The organism is Streptomyces sp. NPDC107654 (assembly GCF_055639035.1).
The window spans coordinates 1-16816 of sequence record NZ_JBVKBI010000041.1; the positions used below are offsets into that span (position 1 = coordinate 1).

At 67.6% G+C, this 16816-nt stretch carries 14 protein-coding genes and 3 pseudogenes; 4 read left to right on the forward strand and 13 right to left on the reverse strand.

The features are described from left to right. Window positions 1-812: 812 nt before the first annotated feature. Window positions 813-1592, reverse strand: coding sequence for a hypothetical protein (locus ACZ7N4_RS37720; RefSeq protein WP_471368214.1), 780 nt, complete (start codon window positions 1590-1592; stop codon window positions 813-815). 208 nt (window positions 1593-1800) lie between these two features. On the opposite strand from ACZ7N4_RS37720, the gene ACZ7N4_RS37725 reads away from it, so the two are divergent. Then, window positions 1801-2484, forward strand: a complete 684-nt coding sequence (locus ACZ7N4_RS37725; protein ID WP_471368215.1) for a hypothetical protein — start codon at window positions 1801-1803, stop codon at window positions 2482-2484. A 19-nt stretch (window positions 2485-2503) separates the two neighbouring features. On the opposite strand, the gene ACZ7N4_RS37730 is transcribed toward ACZ7N4_RS37725, so the two are convergent. The 5 genes from ACZ7N4_RS37730 to ACZ7N4_RS37750 form a co-directional block, all read right to left on the reverse strand. Beyond that, window positions 2504-2794, reverse strand: coding sequence for a hypothetical protein (locus ACZ7N4_RS37730; RefSeq protein ID WP_471368217.1), 291 nt, complete (start codon window positions 2792-2794; stop codon window positions 2504-2506). A 664-nt stretch (window positions 2795-3458) separates the two neighbouring features. Beyond that, window positions 3459-3860 (reverse strand): DUF6009 family protein, encoded by a 402-nt coding sequence (locus ACZ7N4_RS37735; RefSeq protein ID WP_471368219.1) that lies wholly within the window; start codon window positions 3858-3860, stop codon window positions 3459-3461. After that, window positions 3857-5398 carry a DNA primase family protein gene (locus ACZ7N4_RS37740; protein ID WP_471368222.1) on the reverse strand — a complete coding sequence of 514 codons (1542 nt, stop codon included), beginning with the start codon at window positions 5396-5398 and terminating at the stop codon, window positions 3857-3859. Before ACZ7N4_RS37740 ends, ACZ7N4_RS37735 begins: the two co-directional genes overlap by 4 nt. After that, window positions 5395-6396, reverse strand: coding sequence for a bifunctional DNA primase/polymerase (locus tag ACZ7N4_RS37745; protein ID WP_471368224.1), 1002 nt, complete (start codon window positions 6394-6396; stop codon window positions 5395-5397). Before ACZ7N4_RS37745 ends, ACZ7N4_RS37740 begins: the two co-directional genes overlap by 4 nt. A gap of 1169 nt (window positions 6397-7565) precedes the next feature. Next, window positions 7566-8330, reverse strand: coding sequence for an IS5 family transposase (locus ACZ7N4_RS37750; RefSeq protein WP_471368288.1), 765 nt, complete (start codon window positions 8328-8330; stop codon window positions 7566-7568). A 192-nt stretch (window positions 8331-8522) separates the two neighbouring features. Between ACZ7N4_RS37750 and ACZ7N4_RS37755 the strand changes: the two genes are divergently transcribed. Next, a complete protein-coding gene (locus ACZ7N4_RS37755) occupies window positions 8523-9344 on the forward strand; it encodes an ATP-binding cassette domain-containing protein (protein ID WP_471368226.1) in 822 nt (273 codons plus the stop codon). Next, entirely contained in the window at window positions 9341-9997 is a 657-nt protein-coding gene (locus ACZ7N4_RS37760) for a hypothetical protein (RefSeq protein ID WP_471368227.1), read from the forward strand. Before ACZ7N4_RS37755 ends, ACZ7N4_RS37760 begins: the two co-directional genes overlap by 4 nt. A 516-nt stretch (window positions 9998-10513) precedes the next feature. On the opposite strand, the gene tpg is transcribed toward ACZ7N4_RS37760, so the two are convergent. Continuing rightward, on the reverse strand, window positions 10514-11071 hold the full coding sequence (gene tpg / locus ACZ7N4_RS37765; RefSeq protein WP_471368290.1) for a telomere-protecting terminal protein Tpg: 558 nt from the start codon (window positions 11069-11071) through the stop codon (window positions 10514-10516). Between the two features lie 21 nt (window positions 11072-11092). Beyond that, a pseudogene (locus ACZ7N4_RS37770) lies at window positions 11093-11419 on the reverse strand (telomere-associated protein Tap); the annotation flags it as partial. A gap of 326 nt (window positions 11420-11745) precedes the next feature. Between ACZ7N4_RS37770 and ACZ7N4_RS37775 the strand changes: the two are divergent. After that, window positions 11746-13068 carry an FG-GAP-like repeat-containing protein gene (locus ACZ7N4_RS37775; protein ID WP_471368292.1) on the forward strand — a complete coding sequence of 441 codons (1323 nt, stop codon included), beginning with the start codon at window positions 11746-11748 and terminating at the stop codon, window positions 13066-13068. Between the two features lie 278 nt (window positions 13069-13346). On the opposite strand, the pseudogene ACZ7N4_RS37780 reads toward ACZ7N4_RS37775, so the two are convergent. The 5 genes and pseudogenes from ACZ7N4_RS37780 to ACZ7N4_RS37800 all read right to left on the reverse strand — a co-directional run. After that, a pseudogene (locus ACZ7N4_RS37780) lies at window positions 13347-13582 on the reverse strand (transposase); the annotation flags it as partial. A gap of 191 nt (window positions 13583-13773) precedes the next feature. Next, window positions 13774-14634: an alpha/beta fold hydrolase gene (locus ACZ7N4_RS37785; protein WP_471368294.1), complete on the reverse strand. Its 861-nt coding sequence runs from the start codon at window positions 14632-14634 to the stop codon at window positions 13774-13776. A gap of 57 nt (window positions 14635-14691) precedes the next feature. Then, window positions 14692-14904: pseudogene (locus tag ACZ7N4_RS37790) on the reverse strand (transposase); the annotation flags it as partial. Window positions 14905-15092: 188 nt separating this feature from the next. Then, window positions 15093-15326: an RICIN domain-containing protein gene (locus ACZ7N4_RS37795; protein WP_471368231.1), complete on the reverse strand. Its 234-nt coding sequence runs from the start codon at window positions 15324-15326 to the stop codon at window positions 15093-15095. Between the two features lie 247 nt (window positions 15327-15573). Next, window positions 15574-15963, reverse strand: a complete 390-nt coding sequence (locus ACZ7N4_RS37800; protein WP_471368233.1) for a hypothetical protein — start codon at window positions 15961-15963, stop codon at window positions 15574-15576. Window positions 15964-16816 lie beyond the last annotated feature (853 nt).

The window sequence follows — 16816 nt, forward strand, 5'->3', positions numbered from 1 at the left end:
AGCCCACCACCCTGCGGATATCTCACACAACCGGCATACCGCAACGATCACCCATCGTCAGCCCGTAACGACAACACGCCGCAAAGGTCAGTAACCCCCCGCTCCCCGATTCTTCGGCACTGTCAGATCCGCTGCCCACGACCTAAGGGCTGGAACTGCTGCATGCTCCGCCCCGCACGCGCACCCGACGCCTGCGCCCTCCGAGCCCGAAGGACCACCGATATGACCCGCCGCCCGGCCGCACGCCGCCTCCTCACCTGGACCGCCCCGCCCGTCGGTATCGGCGTCCTGGCACTGGCCGCCAAGTTCTCCCTCGGCATGCCCGGCTGGGCGGTCGCGCTCAGCACCGTGGGCGGCGCCGTCATCACCGCCCTGCCGGCACTGCTGCCACAGGAATCCGCGCACCGGCGTGATGTGTGGCGGGCCTGGTTCCGTCACCGCGAGCGCATGGCGCACCTGCGCATGCGCGCCGCCTCGGGCCGCCCCGCTGATCGCGGCGGCCTGACCGTCCCGCGCGTCCAGACCAAAGCTCACTGCGGGCCACCACCTATCGCGCATATGGGCCAACCAGCGTGCTCAAGGGCCATCTGTCCTGCTCAGTCACAGTCAGTGCCAGGGGCGGATGGTGACGGTGGCGTAGCCGGTGACGATGATCGGGTTGCCGAACTGGGCTTCGACGCGTACGGGACCGGGGGTGGCGGTGGTATCGGCTTCCATCTCGGGGAAGATGAGGGCCCACTGTCCGGGGTTGATGTTGAGGGCGGTGGCGCCCCGGGCGGTCAGGGTGCGGTTGCCGTCTTACCGTTCGGCGGTCAGTGTGAGACGCCCTTGTGCCCTGGCTTCGACATCCCCACCTTGTCCTGGGTGAACCGCAGGCCCTCAGGAGCGGTCAGAACGAGGTTCTGGGCGCCAGTGGAGGTCTGTCCGGTGTTGAGGAACTCGAGGACGGCGGGGTAGACCCCGCGCTCGCCCGGGCTGATGTTGGCCTTGTAGAGCTGGGTCTGGGTAACGCGGATGCTGACCTTGGCGGCGGTGTTGGTGACTTCGGCGCTGATCTGCACGGGGGGCCGCCGGCCGATGCTGGCGGAGCCGTCGCCGACGACACCGGGGGTGGCGGCGTCCTGGGCGCGCACGTCGAGGGTGTAGAGGAGGGGGGCGGTGTCGGTCTCGGTGGTGTTCAGGTGCGGATTGTGGCGAATGACCAGGGTGCGGCCGTCGTCCAGGAGGTCGTGGTCCAGGTTGCCGGTGATCGCGCCCAAGGCGGTGTTGGGGTAGGTGTAGGTGGGCCGGCCGGTGAAGACGAAACCGGTGGGTGCGGTCAGGCGCTGGTCGAGGTCGCCGGGGTTGACCGGCTTGCCGATAGGGGCGCGGAAATGCAGGTGGAAGCGTGCGCTCTGACCACGGGCGGCCTGGGGGAGGTTCTCCTGGTAGACGATGAGGGCCTGCTCGTCGTCGATGGGCTGGGGAACCACGATCGTGACGGGCAGGACGGCGGTATTGTCCTTGAGATTGAGGTCACCGCCGTACTGGATCTCCAGCATCGACTCGTACACCCCCGGTGCGGCGTCGTCCGCGGCCCGGACCCGAAACACGCCGTCCAGTCTGGCGCTGTGGGGGGCCAGGTCGGTACCGGTGAAGGTGCAGCTCAGACGGTGCCCGTTGTCCGCCTGGGTGCTTTCCAGACCCTCGGCCAGGGTGAGGACGACCGTGATGTCCTCACCGCTGGCGGTGGCCGGGCCGCGGTCGTGGATGGTGGCGCCGAGCTCGAACTCCCGGCCCCGGGTGTGCCGTCATCCCCAGATGACAGATCCGCCCATGGTCGTCACCGGTCTCGTGATCCTGGTGCTCCTGGGCGTCTTCTTCTCCGAAGTTTCCGGATTCGGAATCACTCTGAAGAGGCAGGTGGAAGAGGCCAAAAGTACAGCGCAGGACGCCATCCGAGAGACGAGACAGAGCGACGCGAGACACCAGGAGACCGCCGAGGACCTGGCCGACGGAGTGAGAGAGGCGCTCAGCAGGACGCAGCCCACCGGTAGGCCCGCCGAGCCGCCGGGTGACCCCGTCGATCGGCTGGCGGCGCGGTACAACGAGATCCGCTGGACCATGTCCAGCGGACGTGCTCGGACGCAAGCAATGAGCGACCTGGTGGACGAGATGGTCCGGCTGCTCCGGGGCGCCCTCCACAGCGGTGACCGCGGGATGCGGCTGGCCGCCGCCGCTTACCTGTACGCCAACCCGGACCCGGCGTGGGGGCCCGCCCTCGCCGAGGCAGCGGTGTCTGAGGACAAGCCGTTCAACGAGTACTGGGCGCTGAAGGCACTGCGCGAGGTGTTCAGGGGGCACTGCCAGCATCTGGACGACGCGACGAGGACGCTGCTGCAGCGCCGTGTGCGCGAGCTCGGACCGAGGGTCGACCGCTCCGAGCAGATCCGGAAGCTGCTACGGGACTGCCCGTCACGGCGCAACGGTGGGACCATGGTGTGAGGACCAGGACCGAAACCTCTTAGGTGATCGACCAGCGGGGACCGCTGTCAGCGTCGTTGGCCCACATGCACTGGGTGGTGCCGCTGTCCGTGACCGTCATCCCGAAGTCGTACAGGGAGGGACTGCCCACCTCCAGCCACGTGTCCCAGGCCGCTTCCACTGCGTCGGCCAGGCGCCGGGGGCCGCCCTGGGTGGCGACCGTGCGGCCCTCTCCGATGGCCGAGAACACGGCCCAGGACCGCTCGGTGTCGTGAATCCAGGCGTTGAGTCCGTCCGCGTCCCGGGCGAGGGACGAGTTCCACCGGCACATAGGCGTGTCCGTCCCACCGCCAGATGCGCTCCGGGGCGAACTGATGCCGGGGCAGTTCGTCGACGGCCTCGCGGATCCAGGCGGAGAGTTCGGGCCAGTCGCCCCGCTGGTCCATGGCGGCAGCCAGGGACCAGCGGAGGCTGTCGACGTCGGATGTGATCGCCACCATGGCCGGCTACTTCTTGTGCTTCCCGTCGCTGGGCGGAGGCGGAAAGACCTGCCCGTCGCTGTTCCCGGGCGGTGGGTTGCCCATGCCGTGGGGCCCCCGAACCGACTTCGACCCGCCGAGGGCGGCACGGTTGGCTTCGCTTCGGTGATCAGCAACCGGTCCATGAGGCCCACCGCCGCCTGCGTGGAACGTTCGAGCCCTGCGCGGCCTCGAAAGCGTTTCACCTGAGGGGGCGAACAGGTACAGCGGTTACTCCTCGGGCGCCCGGGTCCCTCCTGGGGAAGCGATGGGCTCTGCGGCTGAGAGACGCTCTTTCAATGCCGTCCGCCGCTGAGCCTGAAGTACGGATGATTGACTCAGTCAACAAACTGTCGGATGCGCACAGAGTTCACAGTGCGGCACCGAGGTCCGATAGAGATGATGTGCCTCCGTCTGACCGCCAGCAACAAGTCGCTGGGCGATCACAGCTGGATCTCTTCAGCGGTCGACCTGCGGTTACAGAGGGAGCTGTATGCCGAGTTCTTGCATGGCCGCCGAGGGTGGGCCGCCTTCGGAGCGTTCGGTTTTGTAGCCCTTGACTCGAGGCTGAAGGGTGCGGGGGTCGATGGCTTCGGCGGGAGCGCTCTTGGCGTACAGGCCATCGGGCTGGCTGTCACGGTCGTGGGGCAGGAGCCAGAAGACGCGGCGGCGGAAGGTGCCGGAGGCGCGGGAGGGTTTGGCGGTGGTGTCGAGGAGGGCGTAGCCGACCATGCGGCCGTCGCGGTGGTAGGCGGGCTTGCCCTTGCGGGTGGGCAGCCGGTCCAGGCTCTGGCGGACGTAGTCGAGGCGGTCGATGTCCTCCAGCCACACCAGTTCGGCTTCGTGGCTGATCTCGTCCTCGGTGATCAGGGAGCTCATGTGTGGTCCCTCTCCTGGTCGGTGAGCAGTCCGATGCCGGGGTAGTGCTTGCGCTGGTTGGACAGGATCATTTCCTTGGGTGAGGCCAGGCCGACGAGTTCTCGGGTGCGGGCGGCGAACGCGCGTGAGGAGACGGCTGGTGCTCCCTCATTGTGGCACCAGGTCCGGTAGGCGGCGTAGAGGGCGGTCTGCTCGGCGCGCAGGTCGGGGGCGAGGGTGCAGCACTCCTCATAGAAGCGGCCGGTGTGGTCCTCTGTTTCGGCGTAGGTGCTGGTAGCGATACGGACGCGTTCGGGGCCGGTGAGGTCGCGGTCGCCGGCGAGGTAGCGGCGGGCACCGTCGACGAGCCAGGCGAGGATGCCGGGGCCTTCCTCGGTGACGAGGATGTCCGCCAGGTTGTCGATCTTTCGGTGGTCGGGGACGACCCGTTCGAACGGGATCAGACGCATGCGCCGCCAAAACGCAAAGCCGCCGGTGCCGACTTCGGGGCGGTGGTTGCCGAGCAGCCACAGCTTGTGAGTGGGGTTGAAGCTGAAGAAGTCCTGGCGCATGCGCCGGGCTTTGATGCGGTCGCCGCCGGTCAGCAGTTTGACGCGGCCCTCGTCGAATTTGTCTCCCGGCTTGACCTCGGAGCAGACGATGACGCGCCGGCCGTGCAACTCGGCCAGGTCAGTGGGGTGGCCCTCGTAGGGGCGGGCCATGAGGAAGCCGGGTGGGGCAGCGTCTGCGTAGTCGCCCAGCAGTTTCATGAGCACGTCCAGGAGGACGGACTTGCCGTTCTTGCCGGAGCCGAAGAGGAAGGGCAGTACCTGGCCGCCGACGTCGCCTGTCACGGAGTAGCCCAGCAGCAATTGCAGGTAGGCAATCATTTCCTGGTCTTCGGCGTCGGCGCCGAAGGTGTCGGTCAGGAATCGGTTCCACCGGGGGGTGGGCATGGGTTCGGGGCCGACCGTGGTGGAGCGGGAGTGGAAGTCTTTGTTCGGGTCGGGGTTTTTGATGAGGCCGGTGCGCAGGTCGACGATGCCGTTGGGGGTGCACAGCGCGTAGGGGTCGGCGTCGAGTCGGGCTGCGTTGAGGACCATGCCGGGGGCGGACTTGGCTTGGGTGAGCATGGCGTTGATGCCTGTGGTGGACAGGGCGCGGCGGCGATGTGATTGCAGGGCCTGGGTGGTGAACAGGCCGCGGGGGTCGTGGGTTGCGATCGCTTCTGCGAGGTCGCCGGCGGCCCATAGCACGGTGTCGTCCTCGTCAATTTGCCACCGGGTGGTGTCCCACCGGTACCAGCCGATGCCGGGGACGTGCCGGTAGTCGTTGGCGTACAGCTTGACGAAGAGCTTTGCGTTCCCACGGTCGGTAAGGGTGTCCGGGAGCAGCCCTGCGGAGGTTGCTTCGCCGGCGGCGGCGCGGGATGCGTCCGCTTGTGCGGGCAGGGCAACGGTGGTGGCCTGGGTTAGGGAGGTCTGGTTGCGGATCTGTGCGGCGACGGCTTCGGGGTCGAACTCGAAGAGTGCTTCCGTCTCATTTCTAGGTGCCGTCATCGGGGGCCCCTTCCCAGGTGGAGGGGGTGCTGACGGCCGGCGGCCATGCCACTGCGGATGATCTGGGCGGCGCGACGTTCCTGGCCGGGGCGGGCGGCGGTCGCGGTCTCGGTGAGTGCCTGTTCGGCTTCTTCCTCGGTGAGCCGGCCTGCTGCAACGAGTCCGCCGAGGGTGTAGGCGGCCCGATTGAGGGTGTCGGAGAACCCGGCGCCTTCGGCGACTTGGCCGCAGGCCTCGACGGGGGCAAGAACAGAGGCGAGCATGCGCTGAGTGCGGCCGCGGCCGCCGCCCGCAGCGAGTACGGCTTGTTGGGCACGCGGCGGAACTGAGCGGGGGGCGGGGATGCTCGGGGCGGGCAGGTGGCCGGTGCGTTCCAGTTCCTGAGCGAGCCAGGTGGGCAGGGCAGCCGGCTCACGGACGCTGTCGATCGGGGTGTAGGTACCGTCGCGGGTGGTGGTGCCCGGAGCGATGATGTAGCCGCCGTGGGCACGGACGTCGACCTGCCAGGCCAGGGCGGTGCCGTGACTGGAACCGGAGGAGCAGCGCCAGCGGCGGCTGTCCGTGGCCCTGTACCAGACGTGCAGGCCGCCTGAGGGCGTGCGGACGCGCAGCGTGGTGTCGTCCTCCGCGGGGCTGCGCTGGCCGCGGAGGGCGGCCAGGACGGCGATGGTGTGGTATCCGTTGGCCAGGCCTGTGAGGTCGACGTGTTCGCCAATCGGGATGCCGGGCAGGATCCGGTCGCGGGTGGGCGGTTGGGTCCGGTGGGCGTCGATGTCGATGACGACTAGCCCGGCCGGGCCGCAGGCGATGCCGACGCCGAATTCCGGGTGCTCCCCCCACCAGGTGGTGATACGGCGTTGGTCGAGGGTGGCGGCGTGGAAGCCGTGGCACCAGCGTCCTGCAGGCAGGCAGGGGCACTCGGCTGGCGGGTGCGGGGCCGTGCGGCAGTGAGTACAGTTCCCAGCTGGGGTCTTGCGGCCGGCTGCGAGAGGGTGCACGGGCCAGCCGCGGCGCGCGCACCAGCGGGCGGTAACCAGGGAGGCAGCGACTGAAGACTCTGGGCCTGGCTTCCGTGAGTCGCTGCCAGGAGATCGCAGGTCAGCAGGCATTTGCACCCCCTATCAGCGACTGAAGCGACTCAACGATGGACACAGCCTAGCGAATGTAGCCCATGAGGTCGTGAAGCACATGCGAAGGAACCCTGATGCCGTGTCGATAGTGCGATCGGCAGGCCTGGACAGCGACCCAGCAGAGCGCGTAGCGACCGAGATGCGTTCAGTCGCTACTCCTCATGGCTACAGAAAACCGCAGGTCAGAGACCATCGGCGACCTAGAACAGCGACTGAAGCGACTGAAGCTTCCTATATATAACGCACACACGCGCACACGAATGTCCTCATATACTCCGACCTTGAGTCGCTTCAGTCGCTGTGAACCTGCCGCAACCGCGTTGACCTGCAGTTTTGTAGTTCCTGGGAGCAGCGACCGAACACTCGCTGAGTAGCTGTGCCTTCAGTCGCTGCCTGTCCTCCCTGTGCAGCGACCCAAGCGACTGAAGCGACTGAGCCTCCGACAAACGTCTGCCTCACCTCAGGCAACGGCGAACTTCGGCTGAGTCGCTTCGGTCGCTCTTGCCCAGCAGGCCTTTCCTCAGCTGCTTGGTAGCCGAGTCGGAGAACGCGATGCGGGCGCGGCGCCGGCTCTGCTGTTTTGGTCATCAGGCGACGGCCGGACGCTGACGGGCAAGGCGGGCGAGATGCTGCTCGCGAAGGGTTGCAATCCCTCACCGACGGCAAACGTTCGCGGCGATCCCATCCAGGGCGCCGACGAACTGATCGGCGATGGCCCGGTACGGGCAGGGTGCACGGCGTCGGCGGCCGCGGGGTCAAGCCGCTGCCGCGCATTGTCGGCGGGTGCCGACCGTTCGCTCATTGAGGCCTCAGTAGGGCGCGGCATGGGGATGTCTAACCAAGGTATCGCTAGGCCCTGGGAGGCTGGGACCGCTCCGGTGGAACCCGCGGCCGCGGACCCAGAACCTCGGTGGGCCCAGGTACAGCAGCAGTCGGCATTGACCAGGAAACGCGGGATCCAGGCCCCAGTAGCCCGCGGTTGCTAGACCGACTGAGGTGCCGAGCCGGTCGATGGTGACAGTGAGCCTTTTCCATCCTCAGTTTGGGCTGGCCAGATGCAGGCTGAGGACGGCCTGGACGAGGCTCGTGATCCGGGTGGTTGAGCATCGGAGCCGGCAGAGGAGCCGCCAGGACTTCAGAGTGGCGACGGCCTGCTCGACGAGTGCCCTGATCTTCGCATGGGAACGGTTGACCTCCTGCTGGCCTGTGGAAAGGCTGTTCCAACGGCCACGGTAAGGAGTGCGGACCGTGCCGCCGGCACCCTGGTAGCCCTTGTCGGCCCAGCAGTTGATGCCCGCCTTGGCGAGAGCATGGACGATGCCGTGCTCGCGTGCCGCCCGGACGTCATGGACGGCTCCGGGCAGGGCTGGTGAGGCCCACAGCAATCGGCCCTTCGGGTCGGCGATTAGCTGCACGTTCATGCCGTGCTTCTTGTGTTTGCCCGAGTAGAAGGGCCGGTCGGCGGCGATCCGGTCGATGGGCAGAAGCGTCCCATCCAGGATCAGATACGCCTTCATCGACGCGGCCCGTACGGCTTCGGCGAGTGTGGGTGCGAGGGCGGCCAGGAGCTCCACGGCCTCGGTGACGTAGCGGTAGGCGGTAGTGGTACCGACGCCGAAACCGGCTGCAAGCTGGGCGTAGGTGTGTCCGTTGCGGAGGTGGGCGAGGGCGAGCAGAGCCTGTCGACCCGCACTCAGCCGCCGCCATCGGGTACCAAGAGCTCGGCGACGCGCTTGCAGCCGGGCGGACAGGAAGCGAAGGGCAGAGCTGGACACGTCGACACCCGACGGGTAAACAAGCACGCGAAGCCTCTGGTGGAGACGGTTCTCTTGGTCGAAAGCCATCTACCAGCGGCTTCACCTGCCTGTCAGCATAACTGTCAAGCCCGCCCGTCAGGCTGGAAGGGCTAGCGCGTAGGTTACAGGGAGGACGAGTTGCTACGTTGTGAGGCGGTCGGCAAACGTTACGGCGGAGGATGGTGGGTCCTCCGCGACGTGGACATGAAGGTCTCGGCCGGTGGCGTTTTCGCGGTGGTGGGCAGCAACGGTTCAGGGAAGTCGACCTTGCTGAGGATCCTCGCCGGACTGTCCCAGCCCACCTCCGGAAGCGTGTCGGGCCGACCACCACACATCGGTTACGTACCGGACCGCTTCACCGCCCATGACCGCATCTCGGCGATCTCTTACCTCACCCACATGGGGCGCGTCCGCGGCCTGTCGGCCTCCGCCGCCCGTACCCGAGGCAATCACCTTCTGGAGCGGCTGTCCCTGGTGGGTGGGCGGAGCGCATCGCTGCGCGCGCTGTCGAAGGGCAACGCGCAGAAGGTGGCGCTCGCCCAGGCCCTGATCGTCCAGCCCGACCTGCTGGTTCTTGACGAGCCCTGGTCAGGTCTGGACGCCTCGGCCCACAGGGTCCTCGCCGAAATCATCGACGAAGTGGCCGCACAGGGCGGGGCGGTGGTCCTCACCGACCACCGCGAGGCGATCATCGAGACGCACGCCAGCGGCGTCTACGTCATCAGCGACTGCCGGGTCACCTTGCACGGCGGCCGGCACGCCGGGGGCTGGGCCTCGATGGTCGAGTTGATCCTGACCGCGCCGCCCACCGGCGTCATGCCGGTCGAGGTGAACTGGGCCACGCTGCCGGGTGTGGTGGACTCCGCCCGGCGCGGCGGGGAGGTCGTCCTGCGGGTGGCGCGGGAGCACTCGGACGCCGTACTGCTGACGGCGCTGCAGCACCGGTGGTCGGTGGCGGGCCTCACCGAGGCAGTGGGTGAACACAATTCCCGGTTCGATGAGGGGAGGACCGCCCTGTGATCGCCCTGATCCGCTACATGTTCACGGTGCTGCTGCTCTCCCAGCGCTACCTCGCGCCGCTACTGCTGTTCCTCGGTCTCGTGGCCGTGCTGACCAGCAGCGATGCCGGCCCGCTCACCGCGACCTACGCCTCGGTGGCCGGGGCCATGCTGCTGTGCTCGGTCTGGCTGACCATGGCACTGATCGGTCTCGAGGATCAGGCACACCGCTCGGTCGTCGTCGTCAGCACCGGCAGCCATCTACGCGTTCTGCTAGCGACGGTCGGGACGGCCGCCGTGTGGTGCCTGCTGCTGACGGCTGCTGGTCTGGTGCTGCCGCTGATGTTCGGAACCCACACACCCGGCCTTGCGGACCTGGCGCTGGGGACCGAGGCCCAACTCACCTGCGCTTTCACCGGCATAGCCATCGGACTGGTCTGCTCACGGCTGGTGTTCCGACGGCAGGGCTACGCGCTCGTCCTCGCCCTGGGTCTCCTACTGGCCGTGCTGCTGGGCAAAGGCGTTTCCCCGGTCAACATCATGCTCACCCACTTGCAGAATGCCTCAGACTCGACGGATGCCCTGGTGCCCACGGGTGTCCTGCTCGGCGTCGCCGCAGGCTTCTTGGTGGTCGGCGCGGCTATCACACAGGCGATCACCCTCAGAAAGGCATGAGCCCTGCGACGGTGTGCCTGAACCGGCGCAGGCCAAGTTGGAAAAGGCTCAGTGCATCTGAAATTGTGGTGTGTCTCGCCAAATGGCGAGCTTGATCCACTCCTGACCTGCTCGAAGGATCCCTGAAGACGACAGCCGACCCCAAGGTCGTGGCGGAGATCGCCCGCATCACCGATATCGACCCCGTCTGGCAGCGCAGCCACGCGAGCTTCATCTCGGTACGGATCGGCATGTCAAGGACCTCCTCCACTCCGACGGCTTGCAGGGGATGCCAGACGCCGGGGCGTCGTCCGGCGGCGTCTTTCGCGCTAACCCGGTCCTGGATCTGCGCGACGCTGCCGACCGGCTGGAGCAGGTGGACGACTGGCTCCGGCAATTTGCCTGCACGCTGGCCTGACCGGCATGGAGAAACTGGTCGGGTGCTACCAGGCTGCTACCCGGACAAGGTCGTAGCGCGTTGGCAGCGAAGCGCTTGCCTCCGCGGGATCCAGCTACCCAGGGGGATGAGGAGCTGGGCTACAGCTCGAATTCCAGGTGCTCGATCTCCGTGAAGTGGACCTCCTCCAGGCTGCCGGCTCGGCGGCCGTTGTCCTGGAAGTACACGTCCTTGAGCGCTTCGGCGGTGATCTGCTGGAACCGCTGGTCGCCGGCGCCGGCCTCCTGGGCGTCGAAGAGCCGGGCGGCGTACTGCGGGGGCAGGGCAACCGTCAGGTACCGGATGCGGTCCTCGTCGGTGGTGCCGATCGGCGCGGTGTACCCGAGCCGGGCGCGGGTGTCGATGACGATGCCACCGGTCGTCGCCGCCTGCTGCCGAGCCCTGGCGCGGACCTGCGGCTGCCACCGCTTCGCCACCTCGCGCTCCAGGCGCGCGGCGAGGTCCGGGCGGGGCTTTCTGATCTGGTTCTTCACGTAGCGTTCGACGGTGCGCTGGGAGATGCGCAGCAGCTGGGCGACCGCCTTCGTGCCCTTGAGCTGCTTGACCAGGTAGCGCATCTGCGCGGGCGCGCTCTTGGGCACCGGGCGGGTGAACGCCTTGCGCACCGCGGCGTCCAGGCCGTCCCCGAACAGGCTCATCGAACTCTCCTGCCCTCTGCTGTCGGTGACGGTGCCACCCTTAATGTATCGGGCGAGGTTGAGGTCGGGGGTGTCGAACCGGCTGAGGACCTCCTCGCCCCACAGCACGCTCTGGGTGCCTTCGTGCTTGACCAGGCCCGGGTTGACGCCGAGCCTGAAGCCGCTAGGCAGCGGCTTGCCGTCCGGGTAGGGCAGGAAGTCCAGCGGCGAGGGCCCGGCTGCCGCGTAGACCACGCAGTCGGAAAGGATCGCGATCGGGTACTGACCGATGAATGCCGCATGCTTGACGATCTTGCGGTGCAGGTTGATCTGGGTGAGGGAGATGGCGGCCGCGCGGATGTCCGGCCGTCAGGTCAGGCGAGGCAGGCCCGCCACGGCTCACTGCGCCGCGTCGCGACGCGGCCCCTACCTGCTAAAGGTGTCGCAGGTGGCTGCGGTACAACCATGGACGCCGATGGGGAGTCTGTTCACTGTCACGCATCGCGTGATCAAGCGGTTGGTCCGCCTCGCACGGGGGTGCGGGGCATCATTCTGGTTCGCGGACGCGGTCGGCGTCTGCGATGGAAGAGGGGATTTGCGTGCGTCATTCACTGCGTCTTGCCGTGGCAGCGGCCTTAGCGGCTTGTCTGACCGGCACTCTGGTGGCTGTCTCAGGCGGACAGGCCGTCGCTGCCGTGTCCAAGTTGGCCGACGACTTCAACGGCGACGGATACCGCGACCTGGCTATCGGGATGCCTGGAAAGACGGTCAGCGGAAAGGAGGGCGCCGGTGCTGTTCTGATCACCTTCGGCTCCGCTCACGGCCTGACCGGCAAGCACGTCTATCTCACACAGAACTCCGCCAACATCCCCGGCGCCGCTGGATACCAGGATTCCTTCGGCGGCAGCCTCGCCAGCGGCGACATGAACCGCGACGGGTACGCCGACCTGCTGGTCGGCAGTGAAGGAGATGTGTCGGGGAAGGGCTCGGTGACCGTACTCTGGGGCGGAACGTCACCGTTTCGCAGTGCCCTCGCGCTCCCCTCGGGACCGTCGTATCCCGGCCGCATGTTCGGCGCCGACATCGCCGTGGGTGACTTCACCGGCGACTCCCGCCCGGACATCGCCGTCAGCGGGCAGACATCCCTGCGGCTGTACTCCGGCACGTTCACCCCCACTAAAGCCCCAGCCGGGATCGACGTGAGCGACGCCGATGTCACCGGCAGCTGGAACCTGGCAGCCGGGGACTTCACCGGCGACGGCAAGGACGAACTGGCCGTCGTCCAGCAGAAAAGCACCCTTGTCTACGGCCAGAGCCCCGGCTCCGCCGACGCCGGCTCCTTCACCGCCCAGGCCCGGCTCGCCGGCGGTGACCGCGTGGCGGCCGGCGACCTCAACGGCGACGGCCGCGACGACCTCGTCATCGCCCTGTCCAACCCTCGCCTCAACCCCAACGGGCTGGCCGATCCCAGTCACGGCTCCGGTTACATCACCGTCCGCTACGGTGACCCCCACATCAACGGCGGCCTCGCCCCCTCAGGTCGCGTCTACCACCAGAACACCGCCGGCATCCCCGGTGACAACGAGAAGGAAGACGAGTTCGGCGCGGCCCTGTCCATCGCCGATATCAACGGCGACCACCGCGCAGACCTCGCCATCGGCATCCCCTCCGAAACTCTCGGCCGAACCTTCAGGGGAGGCGACGTGCTGGTGTTGCGCGGAAGCGCTGGCGGACTTACCACCTCCGGAGCCGCACGCTACTCACAGAACACCCCCGGCATCCCCGGCGGCGCCCAGAACAACGACGCCTTCGGTTCCCAGATCCGCCTCGCCGACTTCAACCGCGACGGCAAGGCGGACCTCGTCGTCTCCGCCCCACACGAACACCACGGCAACGGTGCCATCTGGCAACTACGGGGCAGCCGCAGCGGCCTGAGCACCAGCGGAGTCAGCGTCTTCGGTCCTAGGGAATACGGAATCTCCACCGGATCCCGCATCGGTGAAACCCTTCTCGGCTGAGAGTTCACGAACACCACATCGGTTTCCGGACTCCTTGCTCATCCCCGTCATGGGCCGGTACCCCGGCCCATGACGGGGATGAGCCGTGCGGTGTGGATGTCGGCGACGGCCGCACCGCCACCGGTGTGGCCCTGCGTCGTCCTCACCAGACTCGGCATGCTCTTCGGTCTCGGCTGCCGAGCCCTCGACCGGCACCACCCCCTGACCAGGCTGCCGGTCTCCGTCTCACGCATGGTCCCCGGTTTGCAGCCCCCCGGTCCAAGACAGCACCCCCGTCTACCGGCCAGCAGCGACCGCAGCCGGTCGGCGTCGATTCGGCCTGGTTGAGGCCGTCATACATCGCCCCGTGCCCACGGCGGTGTTCGGGCAGCAGCGTCAGCTCCACCGCCGAGTGCACCGCACCTGGTGCACACAACACCGCGTCCGCCAACTCGAACAGCTCATCGCGCCGCACGGTCAGACATGCGTACAACTCATTGCGCTTCCGCGAACGCTTCGCTGGGAACAGCTTCAGGCAGCAGACTCACGCTCACGGCTTTCGTCTCGGTCAGTGCACCTTGGTCGGAGCACATGATCAGACGAAGGCCGCCTCCGCGTCCGGAGAATACCCAGGTCAGAGGCCTAGTTCGGGACGTATTTCGAACGTCGGAACTGCCGCAGTGCCGACTGCCGGGGATGAGGCCACCGGGAAATGGGGTCGAAGCCTTATGCGCCTACCGTGCCTTGCACGAATCGCCGCAGGTGCGCACGTACGGCGTCGGGCTGTTCCAACCAGGGTTCGTGCCCAGCGCCCTCGATCCGCGTCAGCGGAAGATTGAGCCGGAGTGCGAGTGATTCAAGAGCCGACACCGGGCGGGGATCGGCGGCCCCACCGAGAAGCTCTGCTCGCGCGGGCAGGCAGGCGCGCAGCTCCTCCAGGTGTTCATCGAGCGGGTCAGCGCGTCGTTCCTTGCCGAGTTCACCGTTCATAGCCCAGTTGACGGGGCGACGCCGCCGGGCGCCCTGCGCGGCCCAGTGCCACCCGCGTTCGGGATCGGCGTGGTCAGTGAACCAGGCCAGCGTGAGCAGCTCGACTTCCTGCTCCTCTGTGCGGTCCAGCGTCTCCTCCAATGCACGGAGTCGCTCCTGCTGTGCTGCGGACATGCGGCGGTCTCGCTCCGCTCGGTCCCCGGAACACCAATCACCGACGAACGGCCCGCACATCAGCAGCATCGCGGCAACCCGGTCAGGGTGCATCAGGCAGAACCGGCTAGCCAGGTCGGTACCATAGGAGTGCCCAATCAGCACGGCCTTAGGCACGTCCCATGCGTCGAGCAACTCGGCGAGATCGTCGACATGCCGGGCGAGGGAATGGCGCCCCTGCCACGGGGACCGGCCCGTGCCACGCTGGTCATACCGGTACACGGGGGCAAGGTCCGCGACCATGGGGGCGACATCGCCCAGGTAGTCCGGCAGACCCGGACCGCCATGGAGCATGACTATGGGCGGCTTCCGGGTCGTGTCTCCCAGCGCTATCCAGCGCAACTGGGCCTCGTCGGTCATCGACGCGAGGCCTTGCGTCTCCATCGAGGTCACTGTGGAGAACCTACCGGTCTCACTGAGACTCCGCCGAAGGTTAAAGACTGCCCCGGCGGCGTGCTGGCGGGCCCGGCAGACGGTGGAGTCGACGTTCACGTCCCAGGTGATCAGGCCCTTCGCGTCGGCCTCGGCCTGCAGCTGGGTGACGATCCTGGCCCACGTGCCATCTCGCTGCCAGCGCCGGAACAGGTCATGGGCCCGGTCCCAGGGACCGTAGCGTTCTGACACATCGCGCCAGGGAGCGCCGGTCCGGGTTCGCTACCGTATGCCGTCTATAGGAGCAGTCGGACCAGGTGCACCGTGATGTGCAGCGCCTCGCCGGGCTTCAGGAAGAAGTCCACCGCCGCGCGCTCCCGATGGCGCGCCCCTTCAGGGAGGCCGTCAGCCTCGCCTCGGGTGAGGATCCCACCGAGTGCTGCTCCTGCAACTGACCGCAGTGAAGACCGTCACTCAGTCCGGAGGAAAAACCGTTGATCGGCCGCGCCGGTACATCGTTCTTCTGTCGCCTCGGCCCCCACGCGTGTGCTGTTGTCGGCGATGCCGATGCACTCGCTGCTGTTGGCCGGACGTAGCCGGAAACCCCCTGCGCTGTCGCTGGCGATGGGTTCGAGACGGAACAGGGTGGCCTGGGCACAGTTGTCCCGCGGCTCGAGCATGCCCTTTACCGGGCCGGTGTTCATGATGGTCAGGCATCCTCTTCCCTCCTGGGGATGGTGCCACTGGATGCGGTACAGGCCCCCGCCGGTCGGTTCAAGGTAAGTGCGCGGCACGGTGGCCTGGGCACAGGGGAGTTGGACAGCGACGGCGCTGCCATAGGCGCCGTCCCGGTCTCGGCCGTCGGTCAGGCAGAGGTCGGGCGTACGGCCGGGGCGGATGGTGACCCAGCCGTCGACGGGAGTCCGGGAAGTGGGGGGCGACGCGTCTGGATCACCGGAGCTGCCAGGGAAAAACCCCCAGGCGACCAAAAGCGAGCAGCGGGACCATGACCACGGTCACCAGCGCGACCGTGCGGCCCTTGACCCGGCGCGGCCTCGCACCTATCGAGTCCTCGATCTGCGGTTGAGCCTCGGCCTCGGACGCCGTAGCGGTCATGGCAGCGATGTCTGCAGCGATCCGGTCCCTGGCCTTCAGCCAGGCATCGACCCGCTGCCCTTCCCCGCAGGCACGGACAAACGCGGCCAGCACGTCGGGCCTAGGCAGGCTCGTCCGTCGCAGTACGTCGGCCAGCGTGCTGCGCGCCAGCGGGTCGCCGCTTCGCGCGGACCGCTCCTCCAATTCGCGATACGTCAACCCCGAACGTTCCTTGAGCTGCTGCATCGACCGGACAAAGCCGGCAGCATCTCGGGCTTTGTACGGCGACAACTCCCCCGGATCCCCCACGAACGTCATCGTGCTGCTGCCATGACACACGAGCAACGGCGGATTTGGCCATGCTCTCGCTGTCCGGGACGTAACCCGGACAAGGCCGTGACCAGCCCGGACAACCCAGCACTGTCCGGGACAGCCGGTTGACGTTGTCTCGGCCTGCCGACGGCCAGCAATCTCTGTGGTGCTGGGCCGGCCCAACTGTCGCCACGGTGCAGGTAGACCGCCGTTGGCCGGGTTCCTGTAACTCACCTCGCTGGCGCGGGTCAGCGGCACGAGCCCAGCTCACCACCTCCACCCAGACAAGGAGAGATCCATGCGTGTCGTCACGCCTTCGCGGCAACCATCGCCGGAGCCACCCTCGCGCTCGGGGTCACCATCCCCGCTCAGGCGATCCAGTCCTCACCGCAGAGCGCGGCAAGCATTCCCTCATGGTGCATCGGCGGTGCGGAATGGTCCGACCGCAACAGCTACGGGGTGGCCTGCGACGTAGCCTTCGCGTACTACGCGAAGGCTACGTGCTCCAATGGAAGCTCGACGAAGACGGCCAGGGGCGTGGTCACCAAAAACAACCACTGGTCCTACGCCTACTGCTCCGCCTTCGGATCCAACTACCGCGCGGTGCCCGGTACAGGCGGTCCCGTCAGGGCCTGAGGCTGCCCGGGCGCTCTCATGGTCCCCGAAGGAGAGACCATGAGAGCGCCCGGATCAACTCGCTGGCATGCCGTGTGCCCCGGCCTCTCCCCCACCCATCGGCGTCGCCACACTGTCGGCGGTACGGCGCGGGAGGCCGCGGCCGACGCCT